The sequence below is a fragment of the Roseibium sp. SCP15 genome, assembly GCF_040329435.1.
In the GTDB taxonomy this organism is placed as follows: Bacteria; Pseudomonadota; Alphaproteobacteria; order Rhizobiales; family Stappiaceae; genus Roseibium.
In genome coordinates this window covers 955042-974487 of record NZ_JBDZYI010000003.1, presented here as the reverse complement: position 1 = coordinate 974487, position 19446 = coordinate 955042, and the positions used below count along the sequence as shown (strand labels likewise).

Sequence of the window (19446 nt, the reverse complement as noted above, 5' to 3'; positions counted from 1 at the left end):
TGAAAATTCAGGAGATTAACGGTGTTAACCAGACGACATTTGCTGCTTGGAAGCGCGGCCGCATTGGCTTTTGCGCGTCCGGGCGAGGCGGAAGCGCATCACAGCGCCAAATTCAAGAAAAACTTCAGGCTCGATCCCCAATACGTGCCGCAACGTGTTTATTTCCCGATGCAATATCGGCGGGGCACGATTGTGGTCGATCCGCGCAACCATTTTCTCTATCTGGTGGAAGGCTGGGGTCAGGCACGGCGCTATGGCGTCGGTGTCGGCAAGGCCGGGCGCAAGTTCAAAGGCATCGCGACCATCGATCGCAAGGCGGAGTGGCCACGTTGGACGCCGACTAAGAACATGATCCGGCGCGAACCACACAAATACGCGCGTTACGCCGACGGTGTGGCCGGCGGTATCAACAATCCGCTGGGTGCGCGTGCGCTCTATCTGTACAAGGGGGGGCGGGACACCATGTACCGGATCCACGGTACAACCGAACCGCAATCCATCGGCCGGTCCGTTTCAAACGGCTGTATCCGCATGATCAATGATCACGTCATCGACCTCTATGATCGGGTTCCGCTTGGAACCGTGGTTGTTGTCATTTAACCCGGCGATCTGGATACGACTTCGATGGAAAAAATCGTGACACGCCGGCAGGTCCTGTCCGGGGCCTTCAGTACGGCTGCGCTGGCTCTGGCAGGCTGCACAACTTCGACAACAGCGCCGCCAACACCCGAGCCCGTTCAGCCGAGGGTCGATGCAAGCTTCCTGTTGAACTATGGCCCACGCCCGCAAGAAGAATTCCCGTTACCGGCAATCGATCCGAGGGTTCTGGCACCTGAGTTCAGAAGGCAGCGCGTTGCTTATCGAACGGATGAGGAGCCGGGTACCGTGGTGGTCGATACGAGTTCGTTCTACCTTTATCTGGTGGAGCCGAGTGGGACCGCCATGCGATACGGAGTGGGTCTTGGCCGGCAAGGGTTTGAGTGGTCCGGACGCGCACGCATCGCCTGGAAACGGCCATGGCCAACCTGGACACCGCCAGACGAGATGATCGCCCGACAACCTGAACTGGCGCCTTACAGCGCCGAAAATGGTGGCATGGCTCCTGGTCTCGGCAATCCGCTCGGTGCACGGGCGCTCTACATCTTCCAGGGCAATGTCGACACTCTTTATCGTCTGCACGGTACAAACGAACCGGCCTCGATCGGCAAGGCGGTGTCCTCCGGCTGCGTCAGGTTGATCAATCAGGATGTCATCGATCTTTACGACCGCGTTCGATCCGGTTCCTCCATCGTGGTGACCTGACCGCTTATCGGAAATTCAGCCGGACCTGCCGCTCGATTTCTCTTGGTGTGAGCGAGCGCAGGTGTGTGCCAACACATTTTGACAGGTGATTTCATGAAAAAGCAGAAGAGATCTCCCCGCGCCCAGACAAGAAAAGTAAAGCACGACAATCGGATTGAGGCCGAGGCACAGGCAGATCAGGGCCGTCGCCGTTTCCTGCGATTGACGCGCAACGCGGTCATCGGGGCCGCGTTGGTTGGCGGCAGTGGTTATGTCTTTGCGCAAAACGTCCTGAGTGCAAGGCATGAGCATGACCTGACACGGGTTGGCAATGGCAAGCCAACCATCGTGCAGATCCACGATCCGCAATGTTCCATGTGCCGGGCATTGCAAAAGGAAACGCGTGAGGCACTTGCGATGTTCGAGGAAGGCGAGCTGGACTATGTGATTGCCAATATCAGAACGCAGAAGGGACGCAGTTTCGCCAACCGGTATGGCGTTCAGCACGTCACTCTGCTGCTGTTCGATGAAAAAGGCGATTTGCAGGATGTCCTGGAAGGCCAGCGCGGTTCTTATCAACTCCGCGATGCCTTCCGGGGCTTGCTGTCGAGCTAACCGGAGATTACTTCCGGCCCTGGAAATACGCATCCGCTCATGAGTTTTCGTGCGGTGCGCAGCACTCCGGCGGATGCGACAGATCGATCTTCCCGCAATGTGAGAAGCACGTCCGTCGCACCGGTCGGATGCTCGATACTGAAGGTTTCATTTTCAGGCAACCTGACCACTAGGTTGGCGGGGGACCCTTCAAGAAGGCATGCAGCTGCAACGCTTGTGGCGGCGAAAACGCCGATTGAGGCGTGGCACCGGTGTGGAATGAAGCTTCGGGTCAAGATCACGCCGCTGTTTTCCGGAGGGGCGACAAGTATCATCTTGGGAATGCTCTTTTGCCGGACATTCCCCAGGCCCATCAATCGGCCGGCAGTCAGTCGGATGGCCTCGAGCCTTGTTTTCAGGTCGGCATCGGAGTCGAGATACTCTCGGCTCTCCGTGCCGCTGATACCGAAGTCTGCCGCCTTCAGAATGACGCAGGGCATGCCATAGTCGATCAGCGTGCAACCAACCCCGTCGATTTGATCGATCACATTGCCCGTTGGCAGAAGCGACCCGCACATGGACCCGGCGAGATTTTCAAATATGAGCGGAACGGGGGCGTGATTGCCCGGCACGCCATCGATGCAGGCAGAGCCCTCGTACGAAACCATAAAGCCGGGCGTTTGGACTTTGGCAGTGGCTACTTCGCCGGTGTTCACCATGTGAATACGCAATGTGGTTTCGGTGGCCTGCGCAGGAAAAAGACCAAGCTCGATAGCCGCCGGACCGACAGCTGCCAGAATATTGCCGCAACCCTGTGTATCCACCACAAGTGGCTGGTCCACATAGACCTGCAGAAACAGGTAGTCGATGTCGGCATCCGGTCTCGGGGACGGGGACAAGATCGCGACCTTCGAAGTGAGCGGATCTCCACCGCCCATGCCGTCGATCTGCACGGGATCGGGAGATCCCATGATCCTGAGCAGCAACGCATTGCGGGCTTTCTCGTCGTGCGGCAGATCAGCAGCGCTGAAAAAAACGCCCTTGGAGGTGCCCCCGCGCATCCAAAGGCAGGGAATGCCGCCATGCACAGTCTCAGACATATCTGAGGCCCTTTGCCTGCAGGCGCGGGCGCATGTCATAGATATCGAGCCCGAGTTCACCGGAGGCGAGCCGTTTGCGCCTTTCTTCCTCCAGAGTGGCCCGCTGTTCGGCGGCGGAAAGAACGGTGGCGGCGTCCTGACGCGGCACAACACAGACCCCGTCATCGTCCGCGACGATGACGTCACCAGGATAAACGATTGCTCCGGCACAAGTGACCGGAACATTGACTGAGCCAAGCGTTTCCTTGACGGTTCCCTGCGCCGAGACGGCAGAAGACCAGACTGCGAAACCCATGTCCTTCAAGTCGGCAACATCCCGAACACCGGCATCGATGACGAGCGCCTTGCAACCTCGCGCCATGGCGGAGGTCGCGAGAAGGTCGCCGAAGTAACCCATGTCGCACGACGCGGTTGGTGCGAGCACCAGAATATCCCCGTCCTGAAGCTGCTCGATTGCTACGTGGATCATCCAGTTGTCACCCGGTGGAGCGGAAATCGTGACGGCGGATCCGGCAATCCTTGCACCCGGCCAGATTGGCCGGATCTTGGAGTTCATCAATCCGTTTCGTCCTTGAGCTTCATGAACTGTCGCAACTCCGACCTTCGCCAGTGATGAGATGATCACGGGGGCCGCGCGCTCGATGTTCTGGACAACGATCGCCATGTCATCGACCTCCGGCCGGTGGGGTGCCGTGGGTATGGAAACTTTCGATTGTCTTCAGCCCCCACGCCTGACCTTTCTTCCGGTCGGCTTCCGTCCAGCAGATCGGCTCCCAATCCGGAGCAAGGATCAACCGTGCGCCGGAATTGGCGAGTTCCACCCGATTGCCGGCAGGCTCCCATACATAGAGAAAGAACGTGCCCTGGACCGCATGCTTGTGCGGACCGGTTTCAATGAAAACGCCGTTTTCAAGAAAAATGTCGGCGGCGCGCAGAATGTCCTCACGCTGATCCGTGGCATAAGTGACATGGTGCAGCCGCCCATTCCCGCCGCCGTGTTCCTCGGTGCAGGCCAGGTCGTAGGTCTTGTTGTTGACCGTAAACCAGCAACCGCCCAGACGGCCATTATCGAGTTGAATGTATTCAGTCACACGTGCGCCGAGGCAGGTGATCATGAAATCCCGAAATTCGGAGACATCGTCCGACAAGAGGTTGAGATGGTCCAGACGACGCGGGCAGGCACCGCTCGCGTGGAACCGGCTGGCGTTGTTCTTGAGGGCCGGGGTGTCCGTCTCGCCGGGTCGATATTTGACCGTGCCCCAGTAGATTTCAAAGACGTGACCAAACGGGTCCTCGAACCGAAAGGCACGGCCATGCCCCATGTCGCCCTCGACCCAGCCGATGACGGTGTACTTGCTGGTCTCGATCGCTTTTATCCTGCGTTCCAGGGCTTCGGGGGATGACACCCGATAGGCGACATGCCCGACACCGGTTCTGTCACTGCGGGTGAGTTTCAGGGAATGAAACTCATAGTCGTCCCAGGCTCTGAGATAGGCGGATGTGTCATCCAGGCCAGACAGGGTCAATCCATAGACGCGGGTGAAAAAGTCTAGACTTTCTTCGAATTTGTCGGTCAAAACCTCGACATGGGCCAGATGGGCAATGTCGGAACAGGACTCGGTCATGGTGGTTCCTCTGGGTAGGAATTGCTTAGTGGTCCGGCAACATGTGTTGGGCAGGACCTGGGCCTGGAATTCGGCGTGAAATCGCGAGCTAAAGCCGGTCGACGCAGCGGGGATAGACCGCCTGGAAGCCTTCCGCATACTTGGCCGGTCGGCCGCCGGCCTGACCGCCGGAATTTCGACGGAAATGGTTCGCCCGGTTTTCTGCAACATTGGTGTAGTAGGCCCACAGATGATGCTGGCCTTCCATGCATTCGATGGCGGCCCGCTTGTTGTCCCAGACCTCAGTGATGTCGAGAAAAACATTTGGAACCCAACCCATCTGTTCTGTCTGATGGGGCTCGAACAGATAAAGTTGCGGTGCCCCCAGAACCTTGTCGCCCGGTTTGTGACCCCAGGCCTGGGCGATCATGCGAACCTCCATCGCGATCTGCGTCGCATACATGTGGTCGGTATTGTAAGGATCGTATTTGGAGTGACTGAGCATGAAATCCGGCTGAACATTTCGAACAGTGTCGACCAGCTTGTTTCTTGCTTCCGCATCCACGTGAAGCGGATAGTCCCCAAGGTCCATGAATTGAATGTCATGAACGTTGAGTGCTTCCGCGGCGCTTTCCGCTTCGCACCGGCGGGCGGTCTTTACCTTGTCCAGGCTCATGCCCGGCTCTTTCCAGAGCCTGGCACTTTCGCCGCGTTCTCCGTAGGAGAGACACACAACGGTGACCTCATAGCCAAGCTCTTGGTGAAGGGCTATTGCTCCGCCGCAGCGCCAGACAAAGTCAGCAGCATGTGCACTGATCACGAGCGCTGTTTTTCGATCCTGCATGGGGCCTCCTTGTGCTTTTTCTTGGGCCCGATCCTTTCTCAGATGAAGGCAAAAGACCATTTCAATTGACGGCGCTTTCGATAAGAAAATACTATAGCTACGAAATCGAGCGAGTGAGGCATGACAAGGGAACGCGAACTTCTTAACCTGCGGCACGTTCGGATTTTCCTTGAAGTGGCGAGAGGGCGAGGCGTTTCCGCTGCAGCCGCTGCGGTTAATCTTTCACAACCGGCCATCACGCAGGCGATTGCCAAACTCGAAGCAACTTTTCAGCAAAAGCTGTTCGACCGCCGGAGCAAAGGAATGTTTGTGACGGAGGCTGGGGGGCTGCTTCAGGAACGCGCCCACCGGGCACTCGATCTGATTGGTGAAGGGTGCGCACTTGCCTTCAGGAAACAGGCGCGGAGTGGTGCGGCTGGATATGGAAAACTCGATCAGCTTGTCACCAGTACCCAGTTAAGGGCGCTGCTGGCAGTCGAGCACTCCGGCAACTTCTCCCTAGCCGCACGCCATATCGGCGTATCACAGCCCTCGTTGCATCGTGTCGCCCGGGATCTGGAAGCCGCGACGGGATTGACGCTCTTTGTCACTTCCAGACAGGGCATTGATCTCACTGATGCTGCAAAGGTGCTCGCCCAGTACTCCAAACTCGCCTATGCGGAGCTGAGGAGTGCGTTCGAGGAAATTGATGCGACCAGGGGTTTGGAAACCACACGTATTGTCGTCGGTAGTCTGCCTTTGGCGCGCAGCCGGGTGCTTCCTCAAGCGATCAACACCCTGACTGCCGCACATCCCTCGGTTCAGATAAGTGTGGTTGACGGACCCTACGATGATCTTCTTCACGGTCTTCGCCACGGCGAGATCGATCTCATGATCGGCGCGCTGCGTTTTCCGTCACCCATTGACGATGTGGAACAGAAAGCTCTTTTCACGGATTACCTGGGAGTTTTTGCCAGAACGGGACATCCGCTTGCCGGCCGCCTTGACGTCACGATCGATGACCTCGCTACCTTCCCCTGGATCGTACCCAGGAGTGGGACGCCAACACGAAGTCACTTCGATACCTTGTTCAGAAAGGCGGGCAGGGAGCCGCCCAAGCATGTGGTTGATACGGGCTCGCTTATTCTCTTGAGAGGAGTGCTCAGAGGGAGTGACCGTCTGGCGCTCATTTCAGTCCACCAGATGCAGGATGATGTCGACAACGGTCAGGTTATCCGGGTTCCTTTCGATCTTCCAGACACCGAGCGCCCGATCGGCATCACCACACGGGTTGGCTGGAGGCCGACGTCGATGCATCGCCGGTTTATGGAACTCTTGCGAGAGTCTGCTGGTGCGTTGGCCTAGTCCGTTGTTTTGACCCGATAGGGCACGATCCCGCGTTGGCCGGGGTCGATGAAAGGTTCCTTGTCGATCGCCGGGAAGGCGCGCTGTTCGCAATTGTCCCTGGAACAGATACGGCAATTCACGCCAATCGGTTCGGGCTCTGATACCTCATCGACCGCCAGACCGTCTGCATAGACGATGGCGTCGGCATATTTGACTTCACAGCCGATGCCGAGTGCGTAGCGACGTTCGCCGGTGCTGTAGTCGGCCTGGTGCTTGGTGATGCTGGTGGCAATGCACAGATACTGAACCCCGTCGGGCATCTGTGCCACCTGCGCAGTGAATTTGTTGGAGTTCTGCTCAAAGGCCTGGTGCACGTTCCAGCGCGGGCAGGAGCCGCCGAAGCGGGCGAACTGGAAGCGTGTGGCACTGTGCCTTTTGACCACATTGCCGGCGCGGTCGATTTTGACGAAGTAAAATGGCAGTCCGTTTGCCCCGGGGCGCTGCAAAGTCGACAGGCGATGGCAGATGGTCTCTATGCTGGCATCCATCGTGTTTGAAAGCAGCTGGATGTCATGTCGGCACTTGGCCGCTGCGCGCAGGAAATCATCGTAAGGAAGGAGCAGAGCGCCGGAAAAGTAATTGCGCAATGCCAGTCGGGCGATACTTTCCGCTGACCTCGTTTTGAACTTGGCGCGCTTGACTTCCTCTGAAATGAGATCCTTCACACAAAGCTCGGCGATCACCGACCCGAGCAGAAAATTCTTGGTTGATTGAGGGGAGGCGCGATAGACGGAGATTTTCCGGGTGTAATCCTCCTGCCGGATCAGCGTGCCGCTGTAGTCGGGATGCTGTTCGACAGCGATGTCGAACTTCTTTTTCAACCAGCCGGTCAGCCTGTCGAATTTGCTTGGACAGTTGTGCAAGCTGATTTCGTAGGCGAGCTTCTCCGCGGCCCTGTCTAGTGAATCGACATAGTTGTCTGTGTAGTGGAAGTAGTCCCGAACTTCATCATAGGCGGACATGCGAATGCCCGACCCGCTTTCCTCCGCACCTCCGGTATGAACGAGTTCGTCTTCAATCGCATCCCGGTCATGGTAGTTCCTGAGGGCTCCGTAAAGGTCCATGATTACCTTGGTGATTCCTGGGGCGCGGGTGACCAGTTCCTGTATTTCCTGCCTGCTGACGGACGAGCTGTGAAATTGCGTGTCTGCAAAAACTTCCTGCAGATCTTGGACGACCCGGTCCAGGTCGTTCTTCTCGAAGGCGGCCAGATCGACACCGAATATCCGGTTGATCGTCAGCAGGACGGAGGCAGTAACCGGGCGGTTGTTGTTTTCGATCTGGTTGACGTAAGCCGTTGAAAGGCCGATTTTTTTGGCGAACTCCGTCTGCGACAAATCGAAGTCGGACCGGATCTGTTTGAGGGTGTGACCGGAATAGAGTTTCTTGCTCACGACGTGTCCTAAATCGTCAAATTGCAAATTTTTAGCATTATGCAGTCTGCATTTTTACATTTTACAATATAAGCTCTTTGGTGAACAGTCCCTTCACCAACGACGGACCTTGAAGGACAGGAACAGCGTGATGACTGCTCATTTTGCCCTAGACACCAGCACCACCCCGACTGGACAGAACAAGCCAATCGCTCGCAATATCCTTTGGCCCATCAACCTGAGCGAACGCATGACGCCGCGCCAGCTGGAAATCATGCTGATGCTGGCCGAAGGCAAGGTGAACAAGCAGATCGCTTATGAGCTGGACGTATCAACGGCGACCGTGAAAGTGCACATCCGCAACGCCATTACGCGATTGGGCGCCAAGAACAGAATGAATGCGGTTGCGATCGTCGCGGCCAACAGCGCAATTTTCCGTAACTCGGCCGCCTGCGCAGCTTAGTCGGAAACCCTACAGGCCCCATCGCAACATTCATACCACAGACCTTTCTGCTTGAGACGCCCGGGAAACTCTAAGGTTTTCCGGGCAAACTGTTTGCAACCGCGTATTGGCTCCACCCGATGGATGGGCAGAGCTGGAAGCAGCATTGCTTTGGATTTCCCAGAGTTTATGGAAAGCTGCAGCTGAGACCTGTCGAAGGAAAAAGAGACGTTGGACGCACTTGAGAACAGGTGCCGGGAGACTTGACGCTGACGGTCAACTGGGATTAACCGGCGGTTCTTCTATTCGATCAACCCTTGGCGTCCGAAGCAACCTTCATGAGCAGTTCCCTGATGGGTCTTTTCGGAATTTCGTTCCTGGCGGCAACCCTGCTGCCCGCGCAATCCGAACTCGGACTTTCCAGCCTGATCTACCTGAAGACCGAACCCGTGGTTCTTCTGGTTTTTGCCGCCAGTCTCGGCAACACGCTTGGCTCGGTCGTGAATTGGGCGATTGGACGTGGTGCGGTGCGTTTTTCCAACGCGTCCTGGTTTCCGATCAGGGCAGACAAGCTGGAAAAGGCCACAAGGTGGTATCACCGATACGGTCGCTGGAGCCTTTTGCTCAGTTGGGCTCCGGTCATTGGAGACCCGTTGACATTGGCTGCGGGCGTATTGAAGGAGCCGTTCTGGCCGTTTCTGGTTCTGGTGGCCATCGCAAAGACGGGTCGTTACATCGTTGTTGCGCTTATCGCCATGAACGTGCTCTAGAGCGTTCCGCACCCGCGGATCAGACGCGGCTGCGAAACGCTTCAGCCGATCAAGGGTGCGTTCCTCTCGATTGTGAAAAACGCGTTTCGACCGGGGGAGGAACTTTCGCCTGATCAGGGCGTTTGAGTGCCCGAAGCTCTTTCGGATTTAGGGTCAACCTCCAGAACGACTGGTTCCTGTATTGATTGTCTTTCAGCTTCGGGATTGGCCATTGCGGCAGCGGCCATCAGGCCCGTGGCCAACAACAGTCCAACGGCGATTGCCTGCAGGAGAGGGCGGGCCTCCTGCAACTCACGTTTGTGCACCGACGTCTTCCGACGATTTGTTTTGTTATCGTTCGCCATGGCAAATACCAGTTGCTTCTAAACTGCTGTGCAGGGTCGGCAGTGCGCAGACCCGATTATTATCGGCCTCTTTTTGATGCCTGTGTAAGGTCTCTGTAGAGACGTAGACCGAGCAGCCGGGTTACCCATACCATCGCGACAAAGGCAACCAGCGGCAGGACCAGAGCAGGTACAAGCGCAAGGCTCATCACCATCAAAAGGCCCGCAGCCAGCATGAACAGCAAAACCGGTGGGAAGCTTGTGTGGGATGTTGTCTGAGATGAAACGCCCGAACTCAAAAACTGCATAGGTGCCTCCATCTTTAGAGGCCCATATTAGAAGCTTTAAATGCGCCGTCAGGCAGTCGGCAATCTGGCTCTCACCGAGTGATTTTGTGGCAATTTCGAGGCAGGTATATCAACAGGACAGGTGCCACTTTTGCGGCGCTTGAAAGATTCCCGCTTGGTAAAAATGGCAATATTAAGCTCTTGTAAACACAAGAATACGCGACGTTAATCTTGGTTTTTGTGTTAATTTTTCAAGTTTTTACAGTGTTGTTTTAGTGTTTGTTTGCTTTTGCTGGTGATACTCGTGAAAAGTGAGAAATCGGCAATTACAGGTCAATTACGGAATGACACTCAACGCAGAGCAGAGCGCCGTGGCCGCAAAGCCACAGAACCCTGTGACGCCTACAAAGGATGCGCGGAAACCCGATGATGACGGTCCTGCCCTGTCTTTGGCCGGATTGCAGTTTTTTATCGCGGATATCAGCCGCAAAACCATCCTGTGGCATGAGGTCGGTTCTCAGAGTTTCAACAGCGAAGTCAAGGATCTTCAGGAAGCGCCGCACAATGAGGCCTTGCGGCATCTTTCGCCCGAGGACAGAAAAACCGTCCTGCGGCTGGTGCAAGGCGCCATAAGGGAAGGCAAGGCCGGGCCGTTTGATGTTGGCGGCGGGCCGGATCATCGGATCCCGGGTGTGCCGATCGTGGCTTATCGCTATGAGTTGCCTGACGGACGCATTCTCGCGATCTGTTTTCCGTCAATCGGTGAAGATGATGAAAATCCCGGTCGGATCGTTTTGGGTCTTGCCCCGATCCTGCAGCACTTCGTTGCGTCCTCGACCAGGGTGGTTCTGCTTGTCGACAATTTCGGCTATGTGCGCTTTGCCAGTGACGGGTTCGTCAAGAGCTTTCAGATTGAAGATTCCCGGCTGATCATCGGCAGGAACATTGCACATATTCAAAACCGGGTCGGACGGACAATCGTGTCTTTGACCCTGGCAGCCCTGACGCGGCGCGCGAGTGCCACGGGGCGCGGCAAGTTTCTGCTGGCATCAAATGACAGTCTGGATCTCAACTATGACGCCATGTATTTCCGCATTGGCGGAACGGTTGGCGGCGTGCTGTTCTCCGCAGGCCATGTCGGTGGAGATGTGGATTTTGCGAAAGTGTTCGAGATCTGCAGTGCGCCGATCCTGGTGGTAAATGTGAAATCCAGAATGATCATTGCCGCCAACAAGGCCGCGATGAAGACCTATCATTTGACGTCGGAGGCTCTGGACAGCCGGCCGATCACCGAAATGCTTCTGCACCCGAACAACTATTCCTCGTTGCTCGGTGCGGCAAAGCAGAACTCGGACGTGCCCTTGTCCGTACCCGTGAACGTTCTGAACGGGCAGACCAAGAAGAAGCGTTTCAAGTGCAGTCTTATCGATGAAGATCAGAACGAACCGAAGCTGATTCTGGAAACACGCAGCTAACGCTCGCGTCAGCCCCTGCCGTAGGGGAGCCTGTTGGAACGATTTAGTGTCGAGTGGAGCTGAAAAACTGCTTTGCCGGCTCCAATGACGCCTGATTTGGACTTGTCTTCGCGGGCACACGGTTCTAGGGTCCGCGCGCTGTTATTCCCGTTTCCCTCTGGAGGACATTATGGGCTTTCTTGCTGACGCATTGGCGCGTGTACAACCTTCTGCGACCATCGCTGTCACCAACAAGGCACGCGAGCTGAAAGCCGCAGGCCGCGACGTGATCGGTCTGGGCGCTGGCGAGCCGGATTTCGATACGCCGGAGAACATCAAGGCGGCCGCGATCAAGGCCATCAACGAAGGCAAGACCAAGTACACCGCGGTGGACGGTATTCCTGAGCTGAAAGCTGCGATCGTCGAGAAGTTCAAACGGGAAAACGGGCTCACTTACGAAACCAACCAGATCACGGTAGGCACCGGTGGCAAGCAGGTGCTCTATAATGCTCTCATCGCGACGCTCAACCCGGGCGACGAGGTCATCATTCCGACACCCTACTGGGTGAGCTATCCGGACATGGTTCTACTTGCCGGTGGCGAGCCGGTCATTGTTGAAGCCGACAAGTCCACGTTCAAGATTACCCCTGACGCGCTCGATGCGGCGATCACCTCGCGCACAAAATGGCTGATCTTCAACTCGCCTTCCAACCCCTCTGGCGCTGCCTACACGGAAGAGGAGCTGAAGGCGCTTACGGATGTTCTGATGAAGCATCCGCATGTCTGGGTCATGACCGACGACATGTATGAGCACCTCGTCTATGACGACTTCAAGTTCACCACGCCGGCTCAGGTTGAGCCTGCTCTTCTCGATCGTACGCTGACGGTCAACGGTGTTTCCAAAGCTTATTCCATGACCGGTTGGCGTATTGGATACGCAGGTGGCCCGACCGACCTGATCAAGGCAATGGCCAAGGTCCAGTCGCAATCGACGTCGAACCCGTGTTCCATTGCCCAGTGGGCGGCTGTCGAAGCGTTGAACGGTACCCAGGACTTCATTCCGGCCAACAACGAGATCTTCAAGGGACGTCGCGACCTAGTCGTTTCCATGCTTAATCAGGCCAATGGCATCAGCTGTCCGGTTCCGGAAGGTGCTTTTTACGTGTTCCCGTCCTGTGCCGGAACAATTGGCAAGACGGCACCGTCCGGCAAGGTCATCGAAACTGACGCGGACTTTGTCACGGAACTCCTGGAAACAGAAGGCGTTGCGGTGGTGCACGGCTCGGCATTCGGACTTGGGCCGAACTTCCGTATCTCTTACGCCACTTCGACCGAGGCGCTGGAAGAGGCCTGCACGCGCATTCAGCGTTTCTGCGGCAATCTGAAGTAAGGATCTGGCAACAGGTCAGGTATTCGGAAGGGCGGCCTTGGCCGCCCTTTTTCGTGTGTGTGTGTCTCTGGTGCTTGGTGGAGGCCTTGAAACAAAGAGCATTCCCCGTCTCGGCGAAATCCTTGATTTCAGGAGGCGATAGGCGATTCAGTTTTTGACGAAATGCTTTAGGCTGCTGACCACAAGCAACTTGTCCGCAGATTGCATCGCTCTGGTTCTGGCTCGCCGGTCAGGGAAGTGCCGGGGTTGCTTTTCTGTCGGATGAAGATGTGATTGCCATGTTTTCAGCATGGCCAATGTGATTTTGACCGTCTGTCATGAATTTCGGGAGCAGAGCATGGAAAGATCTCAGCAAAAACAATGGTTCACCGATTTGCTCGAGGGCTTGCCTTCAATCGCTTTCATTTTGCTGTGGCGCCAATGGGGTGATCTGGAATTGGCTGGCTGGGTCGGATCGGGGTTGGCGCTGTTTGTTTTTGGTGCGTTTTTCCATTTGAAATCCCGAATGCATCCCGTGCTTCTTGGGGTCAATATTCATATTCTCCTGGCAACTCCGATTATCGTGAGCCTGTTCCGCTTCGGAGATCCGGCATTTGCGAAAGTGCTCGTCACCTATTCTCATGGCGGTGTGCTTGTCACGGTTCTGTTCGTTGGTGTCTTACAGACCCTTTTTGCCAATGGCGGATTTGCGGGACTTCCGAACATGTCCCGTTCGCGGCAGCGGCGTTATTCCCTGATGATGCTGGTAGTATCAGCACTTGGTGCGGGGTGGGTTCTTGCAAGTCCTGCAAACAGTCTCGTGCCTGTGGTTGCAACCTTGACCCTGCTGATTGGCGGTCGACGCTATCTTCTGGCGCGTTGGGTGGATAGAGGCCATTCGGAGCGCGGGCTTGTAATCGGCGGACTGGTGGCCACTGAACCGCAAATGGCTGATCCAGCCGCTTGAGCTTGCAACCAGATCCAATTCCGGGATCGTTGCCCAGATTTTGACGCGATGCATGCATATCACGGTTTTGCTCGCATACCTTGTTAGGGTGCGGACCTACGCTCTTGATATGGAGATTTTCAAAATGCGTTTTCTGAGCACGGCACTTGCCACCGCAGTTCTGTTTGCGACCGGATCTGCTTTCGCAAGCGAAAACAGTCCCAAAGTTGAAATCGGAACCCTGAGCTGCCTGGTGGAAGGGGAGCACAACTTCATTGTCGGTTCTTCCGCAGCGCTTGGATGCAGCTTCAAACCAGTCGATGGCGGAGCCGTCGAGCACTACAAGGGCGAAGTCAGGGACTACGGTCTCGATATCGGCAAGACCAAGGAAGCAACGCTTGTCTGGGGTGTTCTGGCACCGTCGGCCAATCGTAAGCCCGGATTGCTTGCAGGAACCTATGGTGGTGTGACCGCCGGAGCGAGCCTGGGTGCGGGGATCAAGGCAAATGCCTTGCTCGGTGGTTTTGATCGGTCCATCGCCTTGAACCCGTTCAGCCTGGAAAGCCAGACCGGCACCAACCTGACGGTTGGCGTCAGCAAACTGACGCTGGAGCGCATCAACTAGGTTCCGACGTCTTAAGTTCCATCAGCCCCCTTCGCTGCGAAACGGCGGAGGGCATTTTGTTTGTAGGTTTGTCCAGGCGAAAATCGGCTGACTGCAGTTGGCGTTACTGCGCGTTCTGACACCCGCTATTGGCTCCAGCACAAGGCGTGGTCGTCGTGCTGGGACGGGTGTTCAGCCTGTTGATCTGATTTGTATGGTTCAGCCTGTTTGCACTGTCGATCTGCTGTCGGGTCGAGAAACCCGACTGCTGATTGTTCAGGCTTTGATTGAGCTGTTGCTGTGCCGAGGGCAGATTGTTGGGTGTCGACTGCGAAAGTCCGCGCAATTGATTGTTCTGAGCCAGGGCAGAACCTGTCAGAACGACTGAAAGGGCTGCTGCCCAGAGAAATTTACGGAAGCTCATGGCTTCCTCCTTTTCAAAACTGCAACCGGATCCTGAAACAAATATAGGGAGCCAGTTGTCACAAGTCATCGGTGTGCGGCAACGAGAACATTTCCTCTTTAAAATGCCGGACTTCCAGCATTGGCGAAAGTGCTGATGAGGGCAACTGACAAGGCCACCCCAGCCTGACGGTCATCGGCCTGTACCGGTCGGGCGTCATTTGTTGTTGCGCTGCGACAAAAGAATCCCTTGCCTTTGGCCTGCAATCGGCGCGACGATGGAATACCGCCCCAGGTCGATGTGCCATGGAATTGGGGCTTGGTGCTGATAAGTACTGGGTTTTATTGGCCTTCGATCCCATCCGGGCGAGACGCGGCGGGCCCGCGTCCTTCATCGCCGGCCGTGCCGCGTTGTTACGAGGATTTCCTCGAGCACACGGGAGACACACTATGGCAATCAGTACAAACGGAAAGGGATCCACTGCCGGCAGCACGCCGCGCTGTATCGCCCTCGTTGGTCCGTTCGGCAGCGGCAAGACAAGCCTCTTGGAGGCCGTGCTGGCGCGAACGGACAAAGTGGCCCGTCAAGGAAGCGTTTCAGACGGAAATACGGTGGGCGATGCCTCGCCGGAGGCCCGCGCTCACGGGATGAGCGTCGAGGTCAACATTGCGGACGCCGAATATCTGGGTGATCGGTTCATATTTGTCGATTGTCCGGGATCGGTTGAATTCTTGAGCGAAATGGACGGAGCGCTGAGCGGAGCGGATCTGGCTGTCGTTGTCGCCGAGGACGACGAGCGCAAGGTTCCAGCCTTGCAGCTTATCCTGAAAGCTCTTGAAGCCCGCGCTATTCCGCGGGTTTTGTTTTTGAACAAGATCGATAAGAGCACTCGCCGGGTACACGATGTGCTGAATGTGTTGCAGCCTGCATCCTCGGTGCCGCTGGTGCTGCGGCAGATTCCGATTTGGGAAGACGGTCAGGCGACCGGTTTCATCGACCTCGCGCTCGAGCGGGCGCATGTCTATCATGAAAAGGAACCAAGTACTCAGATCGACATGTCGGACGAGGACCGCACGCGTGAGCATGAGGCCCGGTTTACGATGCTTGAGCATCTTGCCGATCACGACGACGATCTGATGGAAGCGCTTCTGGAAGATATCGCGCCCGACCGCGACCAGGTATTCGCCGACCTGGTGAATGAAATGCAGGACGGTCTGATCTGTCCGGTTTTCTTCGGTTCTGCGGAACACGGTAACGGAGTCAGCCGGCTGTTGAAGGCATTGCGGCATGAAACTCCGGGTGTCGACCTGCTGTCGCGGCGGGTTATGGATACCGAACAGCGAGCTGTGTTGCAGGTCCTCAAAACGCTTCATACCCAGCATGGCGGCAAGCTTTCCGTTGCACGTGTCCTGGACGGCCAGGTGTCGGATGGCGACAGCCTGTTCCTGAATGGTGGGGATGAAGTAAAGGTTTCAGGACTGTTTTCGGTCTTCGGACAAACTGCCAGCAAAATAGCCACAGCCGGCAAGGGGGACCTCGTGGCGCTTGGCAGGCTTGATGACGTGAAGACTGGAGATCTGCTCAGCCTGGATCAGGGCGAACTGACAAATCTGCAAGATGCGGACAAGCGCAGTCCGGTGCTTGCAACCGCAATTGCGGCCGCGGAACGCAAGGATGAAGTCCGGCTGTCTGCTGCCCTGGCGAAGCTGATAGAGGAAGATCCTTCCCTGACCATCAGTCAGAACCAGACAACCGCAGAAACGCTTCTGGCCGGGCAGGGTGAGATGCACCTGCGCGTGGCGCAGGAACGGCTGGCCGGAAAATACGGCCTCAACGTTGCCGCTCACACGCCGCATGTTCCCTATTCCGAAACAATCCGGACAAAGACCAAGGTGCGCGGACGGCACAAGAAGCAGTCGGGTGGCCACGGGCAGTTCGGGGACGTGGTTCTGGAAATCGCACCGCTTCCACGCGGTGAAGGACTTCAATTCACCGATACGATCACCGGAGGTGTTGTGCCCAAGCAATACATTCCCTCCGTCAAGGACGGTGTGATGGAAGCCTTGGGCAAGGGCAATTTCGGTTTCCCGGTCGTCGATATTTCCGTCTGCCTGACGGACGGCTCCTATCACTCGGTCGACAGTTCAGACCAAGCCTTCAAGATGGCCGGTATCCTAGCGATCCGTGACGGCCTGCCGGACTGCAAACCGGTGCTTCTGGAACCGATCCACAAAGTCGTTATCTCCTGTCCCAATGATGCGACGGCAAAGGTCAATGCCATTGTGTCGGCAAGGCGTGGGCAACTGCTCGGCTTTGATGCCAGACCGAACTGGCCGGGCTGGGACGAGGTGCAGGCCCTGATGCCGGAGGCGGAAATCGGCGATCTGATCATCGAACTGCGCTCTGCGACGGCGGGTGTTGCCAGCTACACGACCGAGTTCGATCATATGGCCGAACTGTCGGGCAAAGCCGCCGATCAGGCATTGCAGAAGTCGGGCAAGCAGGCTGCATGATTTGCAAAGACAAGTACCAGTTGGAGAGGGGCTACGGCCCCTCTTTTTTGTGCAGCGACGACTTCTACCCTTTGCCTGTTCTGAAAATGGAAAGCCAAAAAACCTGAGTCGCTGCTTGACGTGCTCACAGGTTGGTTGCCATGTGTTGATCAAGGCCGCGCAATTGGTGTTCCAATCACATGTTTCCCACCTCCGGTCACCAGGGCGTTATTTGCCATTGAAGAGCGATTCCGGTTCTCTCTTCGGCAAACGGGAGTTTTGTGAATGAACATCATCAAGAAACGCAGTTGGGCCCTTCCAGAGCGTGAGGCAACACCGGAAAGCGTGTTTTTGAACCGCCGCCAGCTTCTGGCAGGTCTCGCCGGAGGCGGTGCGTTGCTGGGAACCGGTTTGGGCATCCGTCCTGCGTTTGCGGAAGAAGATCCGAGTGCTGGCCTGTACCCGGTCAAAAGGAATGCCTCTTTTACGCTTGACCGGGATCTGACCTCTGAAGAAGTCGCGTCGAAATACAACAATTTTTATGAGTTCGGTTCCCACAAACAGATCTGGCCGGCAGCACAAAAGCTGGAAATCCGGCCCTGGACAGTCACGCTGGACGGTCTGATCGATAATCCTCAGATCGTCGATATCGATACGCTGCTCTCCAAAATGCCGTTAGAGGAACGCCTTTACCGTCACCGCTGCGTGGAAGCCTGGTCGATGGCAGTTCCGTGGTCAGGGTTCCCGCTTGCGGAGCTGGTGAAGCTTGCCGGACCGCAGACAGGCGCAAAATATCTGCGATTTGAAACATTCCTCGACCCGTCCGTTGCAAGCGGACAGAAGCAAAGCTGGTACCCTTGGCCCTATGTGGAAGGTCTGACGCTGGAAGAGGCGACAAACGAACTGGCCTTCATGGCGACCGGCGTCTATGGCAAACCGCTGGCCAAGCAGTTCGGTGCGCCGATCCGGCTTGTGACCCCCTGGAAATATGGCTTCAAGTCGATCAAGTCCGTTGTTCGGATCTCATTCACAGATCAGCGCCCGGTAAGCTTCTGGGAAGAAATCCAGCCGAAGGAATATGGTTTCTGGGCCAATGTGAACCCGTCCGTGCCACACCGTCGCTGGCCGCAGGCGAGTGAAAAACTGCTTGGAACGGACGAGCGCCGCGATACGCTTCTCTACAACGGTTATGAAGAGCAGGTGGCCGGGATCTACAAGAACATGACCGGCGAGCTCTTGTTCATGTGATTGATTGGCGCACTGATTTGGTAAGCAGGCAAAAAAAATGCCGGGTCTTAAGGACCCGGCAGTTTGAATTGATTCACTGAATACAGTGGAATCACCTTCCAGAGGGGAACAGCTGGTCAGGACATCACTGGGAGGAGGACGTGACGTCCGCTTGACCAACAGTGATGCTTATATGCAGTGCACAAGCTGCATAAACAAGAGGCAGTGGTGCAGACCTGCTATGCAATTTTTGCAATTCTGTGTCTAATTGCTGTTACATTCCATTTAAGTCATTGTATTTTAATAAATTAATTGTTCGGCCAATCTGGCTTTCAGACGTATTTTCCCTGAAAAATAAATTGAATTACCGCAGATTTCTGCAGTTTCACCGCTTCGGTGCCGAGAAAAATTGCGAGGTTTTGCTTCCAAATAGGTCAGGAACTAGGCCGGTCCAAGAAGCATGAAGGTCTCCGACTTTGCGACGCCATCCTTGAGGCGGATTTCAGAAATTACCCTGTTCATTTCCACGATGTTCGGGACCTCTATTTCGGCAACGATGTCCCACACTCCGTTGGTGTTGGAAAGAGAAGCCACACCGGGAATGCGCTTGATTGCCGCGATCGCCGCCTTGATGTTTCGCCCTCCCAGTTCGATCAACATGACCGCCCGCAACATGTTCTCAGGCAGTTCATCGCTGACACGGATGGTGAAACTCTTGATCGTTCCGTTGGCGATCAACCGGTCAAGACGGGTTTGCACGGTTCCTCTGGCAACGTTCAGAACGTCAGCAAGTTTTGGCAATGACGCGCGGCTGTTGATGCGCAGTTCCGCGATCAGTCTGCGATCCAGGTCGTCCATTTCGCCTCCCGTTTTGATTATTTTGAAGGTCACTCTGACATTTTAGTCATGTGTTGATATTTTTTGTCAGTTTTTTGCGTTTTTTCTAA

General features: G+C 56.0%; 21 protein-coding genes. 12 read left to right on the top strand and 9 right to left on the bottom strand.

From position 1 onward, the window contains the following. The first annotated feature begins 21 nt into the window (after positions 1–21). The 3 genes from ABLO27_RS18555 (at position 22) to ABLO27_RS18545 (ending at position 1896) form a co-directional block, all read left to right on the top strand. On the top strand, positions 22–600 hold the full coding sequence (locus tag ABLO27_RS18555; RefSeq protein ID WP_353034595.1) for a L,D-transpeptidase: 579 nt from the start codon (positions 22–24) through the stop codon (positions 598–600). A gap of 24 nt (positions 601–624) precedes the next feature. Continuing rightward, a complete protein-coding gene (locus ABLO27_RS18550; protein WP_417714805.1) occupies positions 625–1302 on the top strand; it encodes a L,D-transpeptidase in 678 nt (225 codons plus the stop codon). Between the two features lie 93 nt (positions 1303–1395). Further along, positions 1396–1896 (top strand): thioredoxin family protein, encoded by a 501-nt coding sequence (locus tag ABLO27_RS18545; RefSeq protein ID WP_353034592.1) that lies wholly within the window; start codon positions 1396–1398, stop codon positions 1894–1896. Here ABLO27_RS18545 and ABLO27_RS18540 read toward each other — a convergent pair. The 4 genes from ABLO27_RS18540 to ABLO27_RS18525 all read right to left on the bottom strand — a co-directional run bounded on the left by ABLO27_RS18540 (position 1893) and on the right by ABLO27_RS18525 (position 5423). Beyond that, positions 1893–2975, bottom strand: a complete 1083-nt coding sequence (locus ABLO27_RS18540; RefSeq protein ID WP_353034590.1) for a 4-oxalomesaconate tautomerase — start codon at positions 2973–2975, stop codon at positions 1893–1895. The genes ABLO27_RS18545 and ABLO27_RS18540 overlap by 4 nt on opposite strands. Then, positions 2968–3639, bottom strand: a complete 672-nt coding sequence (locus ABLO27_RS18535) for a 4-carboxy-4-hydroxy-2-oxoadipate aldolase/oxaloacetate decarboxylase (protein ID WP_353034589.1) — start codon at positions 3637–3639, stop codon at positions 2968–2970. The genes ABLO27_RS18540 and ABLO27_RS18535 overlap by 8 nt, the downstream gene beginning before the upstream one ends. Position 3640: 1 nt before the next feature. After that, complete coding sequence (locus ABLO27_RS18530; RefSeq protein ID WP_353034587.1) at positions 3641–4600, bottom strand: VOC family protein; 960 nt, start codon at positions 4598–4600, stop codon at positions 3641–3643. Between the two features lie 88 nt (positions 4601–4688). Beyond that, on the bottom strand, positions 4689–5423 hold the full coding sequence (locus ABLO27_RS18525) for a PIG-L deacetylase family protein (RefSeq protein WP_353034585.1): 735 nt from the start codon (positions 5421–5423) through the stop codon (positions 4689–4691). A gap of 120 nt (positions 5424–5543) precedes the next feature. On the opposite strand from ABLO27_RS18525, the gene ABLO27_RS18520 reads away from it, so the two are divergent. Next, complete coding sequence (locus ABLO27_RS18520) at positions 5544–6767, top strand: LysR family transcriptional regulator (RefSeq protein WP_353034583.1); 1224 nt, start codon at positions 5544–5546, stop codon at positions 6765–6767. On the opposite strand, the gene ABLO27_RS18515 is transcribed toward ABLO27_RS18520, so the two are convergent. Next, on the bottom strand, positions 6764–8203 hold the full coding sequence (locus ABLO27_RS18515; RefSeq protein ID WP_353034581.1) for a helix-turn-helix domain-containing protein: 1440 nt from the start codon (positions 8201–8203) through the stop codon (positions 6764–6766). The genes ABLO27_RS18520 and ABLO27_RS18515 overlap by 4 nt on opposite strands. 130 nt (positions 8204–8333) lie before the next feature. Here ABLO27_RS18515 and ABLO27_RS18510 point away from each other — a divergent pair, with 130 nt between their 5' ends. After that, positions 8334–8645, top strand: a complete 312-nt coding sequence (locus ABLO27_RS18510) for a helix-turn-helix domain-containing protein (RefSeq protein WP_353034579.1) — start codon at positions 8334–8336, stop codon at positions 8643–8645. A gap of 317 nt (positions 8646–8962) precedes the next feature. Beyond that, the gene (locus tag ABLO27_RS18505; protein ID WP_353034578.1) at positions 8963–9394 is read left to right on the top strand and encodes a YqaA family protein; all 432 of its coding nucleotides are present in this window, start codon (positions 8963–8965) and stop codon (positions 9392–9394) included. A 113-nt stretch (positions 9395–9507) separates the two neighbouring features. On the opposite strand, the gene ABLO27_RS18500 is transcribed toward ABLO27_RS18505, so the two are convergent. Further along, on the bottom strand, positions 9508–9738 hold the full coding sequence (locus ABLO27_RS18500; protein ID WP_353034576.1) for a hypothetical protein: 231 nt from the start codon (positions 9736–9738) through the stop codon (positions 9508–9510). A 59-nt stretch (positions 9739–9797) separates the two neighbouring features. Next, positions 9798–10025, bottom strand: a complete 228-nt coding sequence (locus tag ABLO27_RS18495; RefSeq protein WP_353034575.1) for a hypothetical protein — start codon at positions 10023–10025, stop codon at positions 9798–9800. A 323-nt stretch (positions 10026–10348) separates the two neighbouring features. Between ABLO27_RS18495 and ABLO27_RS18490 the strand changes: the two genes are divergently transcribed. From ABLO27_RS18490 to ABLO27_RS18475, 4 genes are all read left to right on the top strand, one after another. Further along, positions 10349–11479 (top strand): hypothetical protein, encoded by a 1131-nt coding sequence (locus ABLO27_RS18490; RefSeq protein ID WP_353034573.1) that lies wholly within the window; start codon positions 10349–10351, stop codon positions 11477–11479. A gap of 169 nt (positions 11480–11648) precedes the next feature. Next, positions 11649–12848, top strand: a complete 1200-nt coding sequence (locus tag ABLO27_RS18485; RefSeq protein ID WP_353034571.1) for a pyridoxal phosphate-dependent aminotransferase — start codon at positions 11649–11651, stop codon at positions 12846–12848. A gap of 337 nt (positions 12849–13185) precedes the next feature. Then, positions 13186–13794, top strand: a complete 609-nt coding sequence (locus ABLO27_RS18480; protein WP_353034569.1) for a hypothetical protein — start codon at positions 13186–13188, stop codon at positions 13792–13794. Positions 13795–13918: 124 nt separating this feature from the next. Further along, positions 13919–14398, top strand: a complete 480-nt coding sequence (locus ABLO27_RS18475; protein ID WP_353034567.1) for a DUF992 domain-containing protein — start codon at positions 13919–13921, stop codon at positions 14396–14398. Positions 14399–14501: 103 nt separating this feature from the next. Here the strand turns inward: ABLO27_RS18475 and ABLO27_RS18470 are convergent, their stop codons facing one another. Further along, the gene (locus ABLO27_RS18470) at positions 14502–14801 is read right to left on the bottom strand and encodes a hypothetical protein (RefSeq protein WP_353034566.1); all 300 of its coding nucleotides are present in this window, start codon (positions 14799–14801) and stop codon (positions 14502–14504) included. A gap of 428 nt (positions 14802–15229) precedes the next feature. On the opposite strand from ABLO27_RS18470, the gene ABLO27_RS18465 reads away from it, so the two are divergent. Further along, the gene (locus tag ABLO27_RS18465) at positions 15230–17293 is read left to right on the top strand and encodes an elongation factor G (RefSeq protein ID WP_353034564.1); all 2064 of its coding nucleotides are present in this window, start codon (positions 15230–15232) and stop codon (positions 17291–17293) included. 264 nt (positions 17294–17557) lie between these two features. Next, positions 17558–18520 (top strand): protein-methionine-sulfoxide reductase catalytic subunit MsrP, encoded by a 963-nt coding sequence (gene msrP / locus ABLO27_RS18460; RefSeq protein WP_353034562.1) that lies wholly within the window; start codon positions 17558–17560, stop codon positions 18518–18520. A 420-nt stretch (positions 18521–18940) separates the two neighbouring features. Here msrP and ABLO27_RS18455 read toward each other — a convergent pair whose 3' ends face one another. Next, complete coding sequence (locus tag ABLO27_RS18455) at positions 18941–19357, bottom strand: Lrp/AsnC family transcriptional regulator (protein WP_353034561.1); 417 nt, start codon at positions 19355–19357, stop codon at positions 18941–18943. Between the last annotated feature and the right edge of the window lie 89 nt (positions 19358–19446).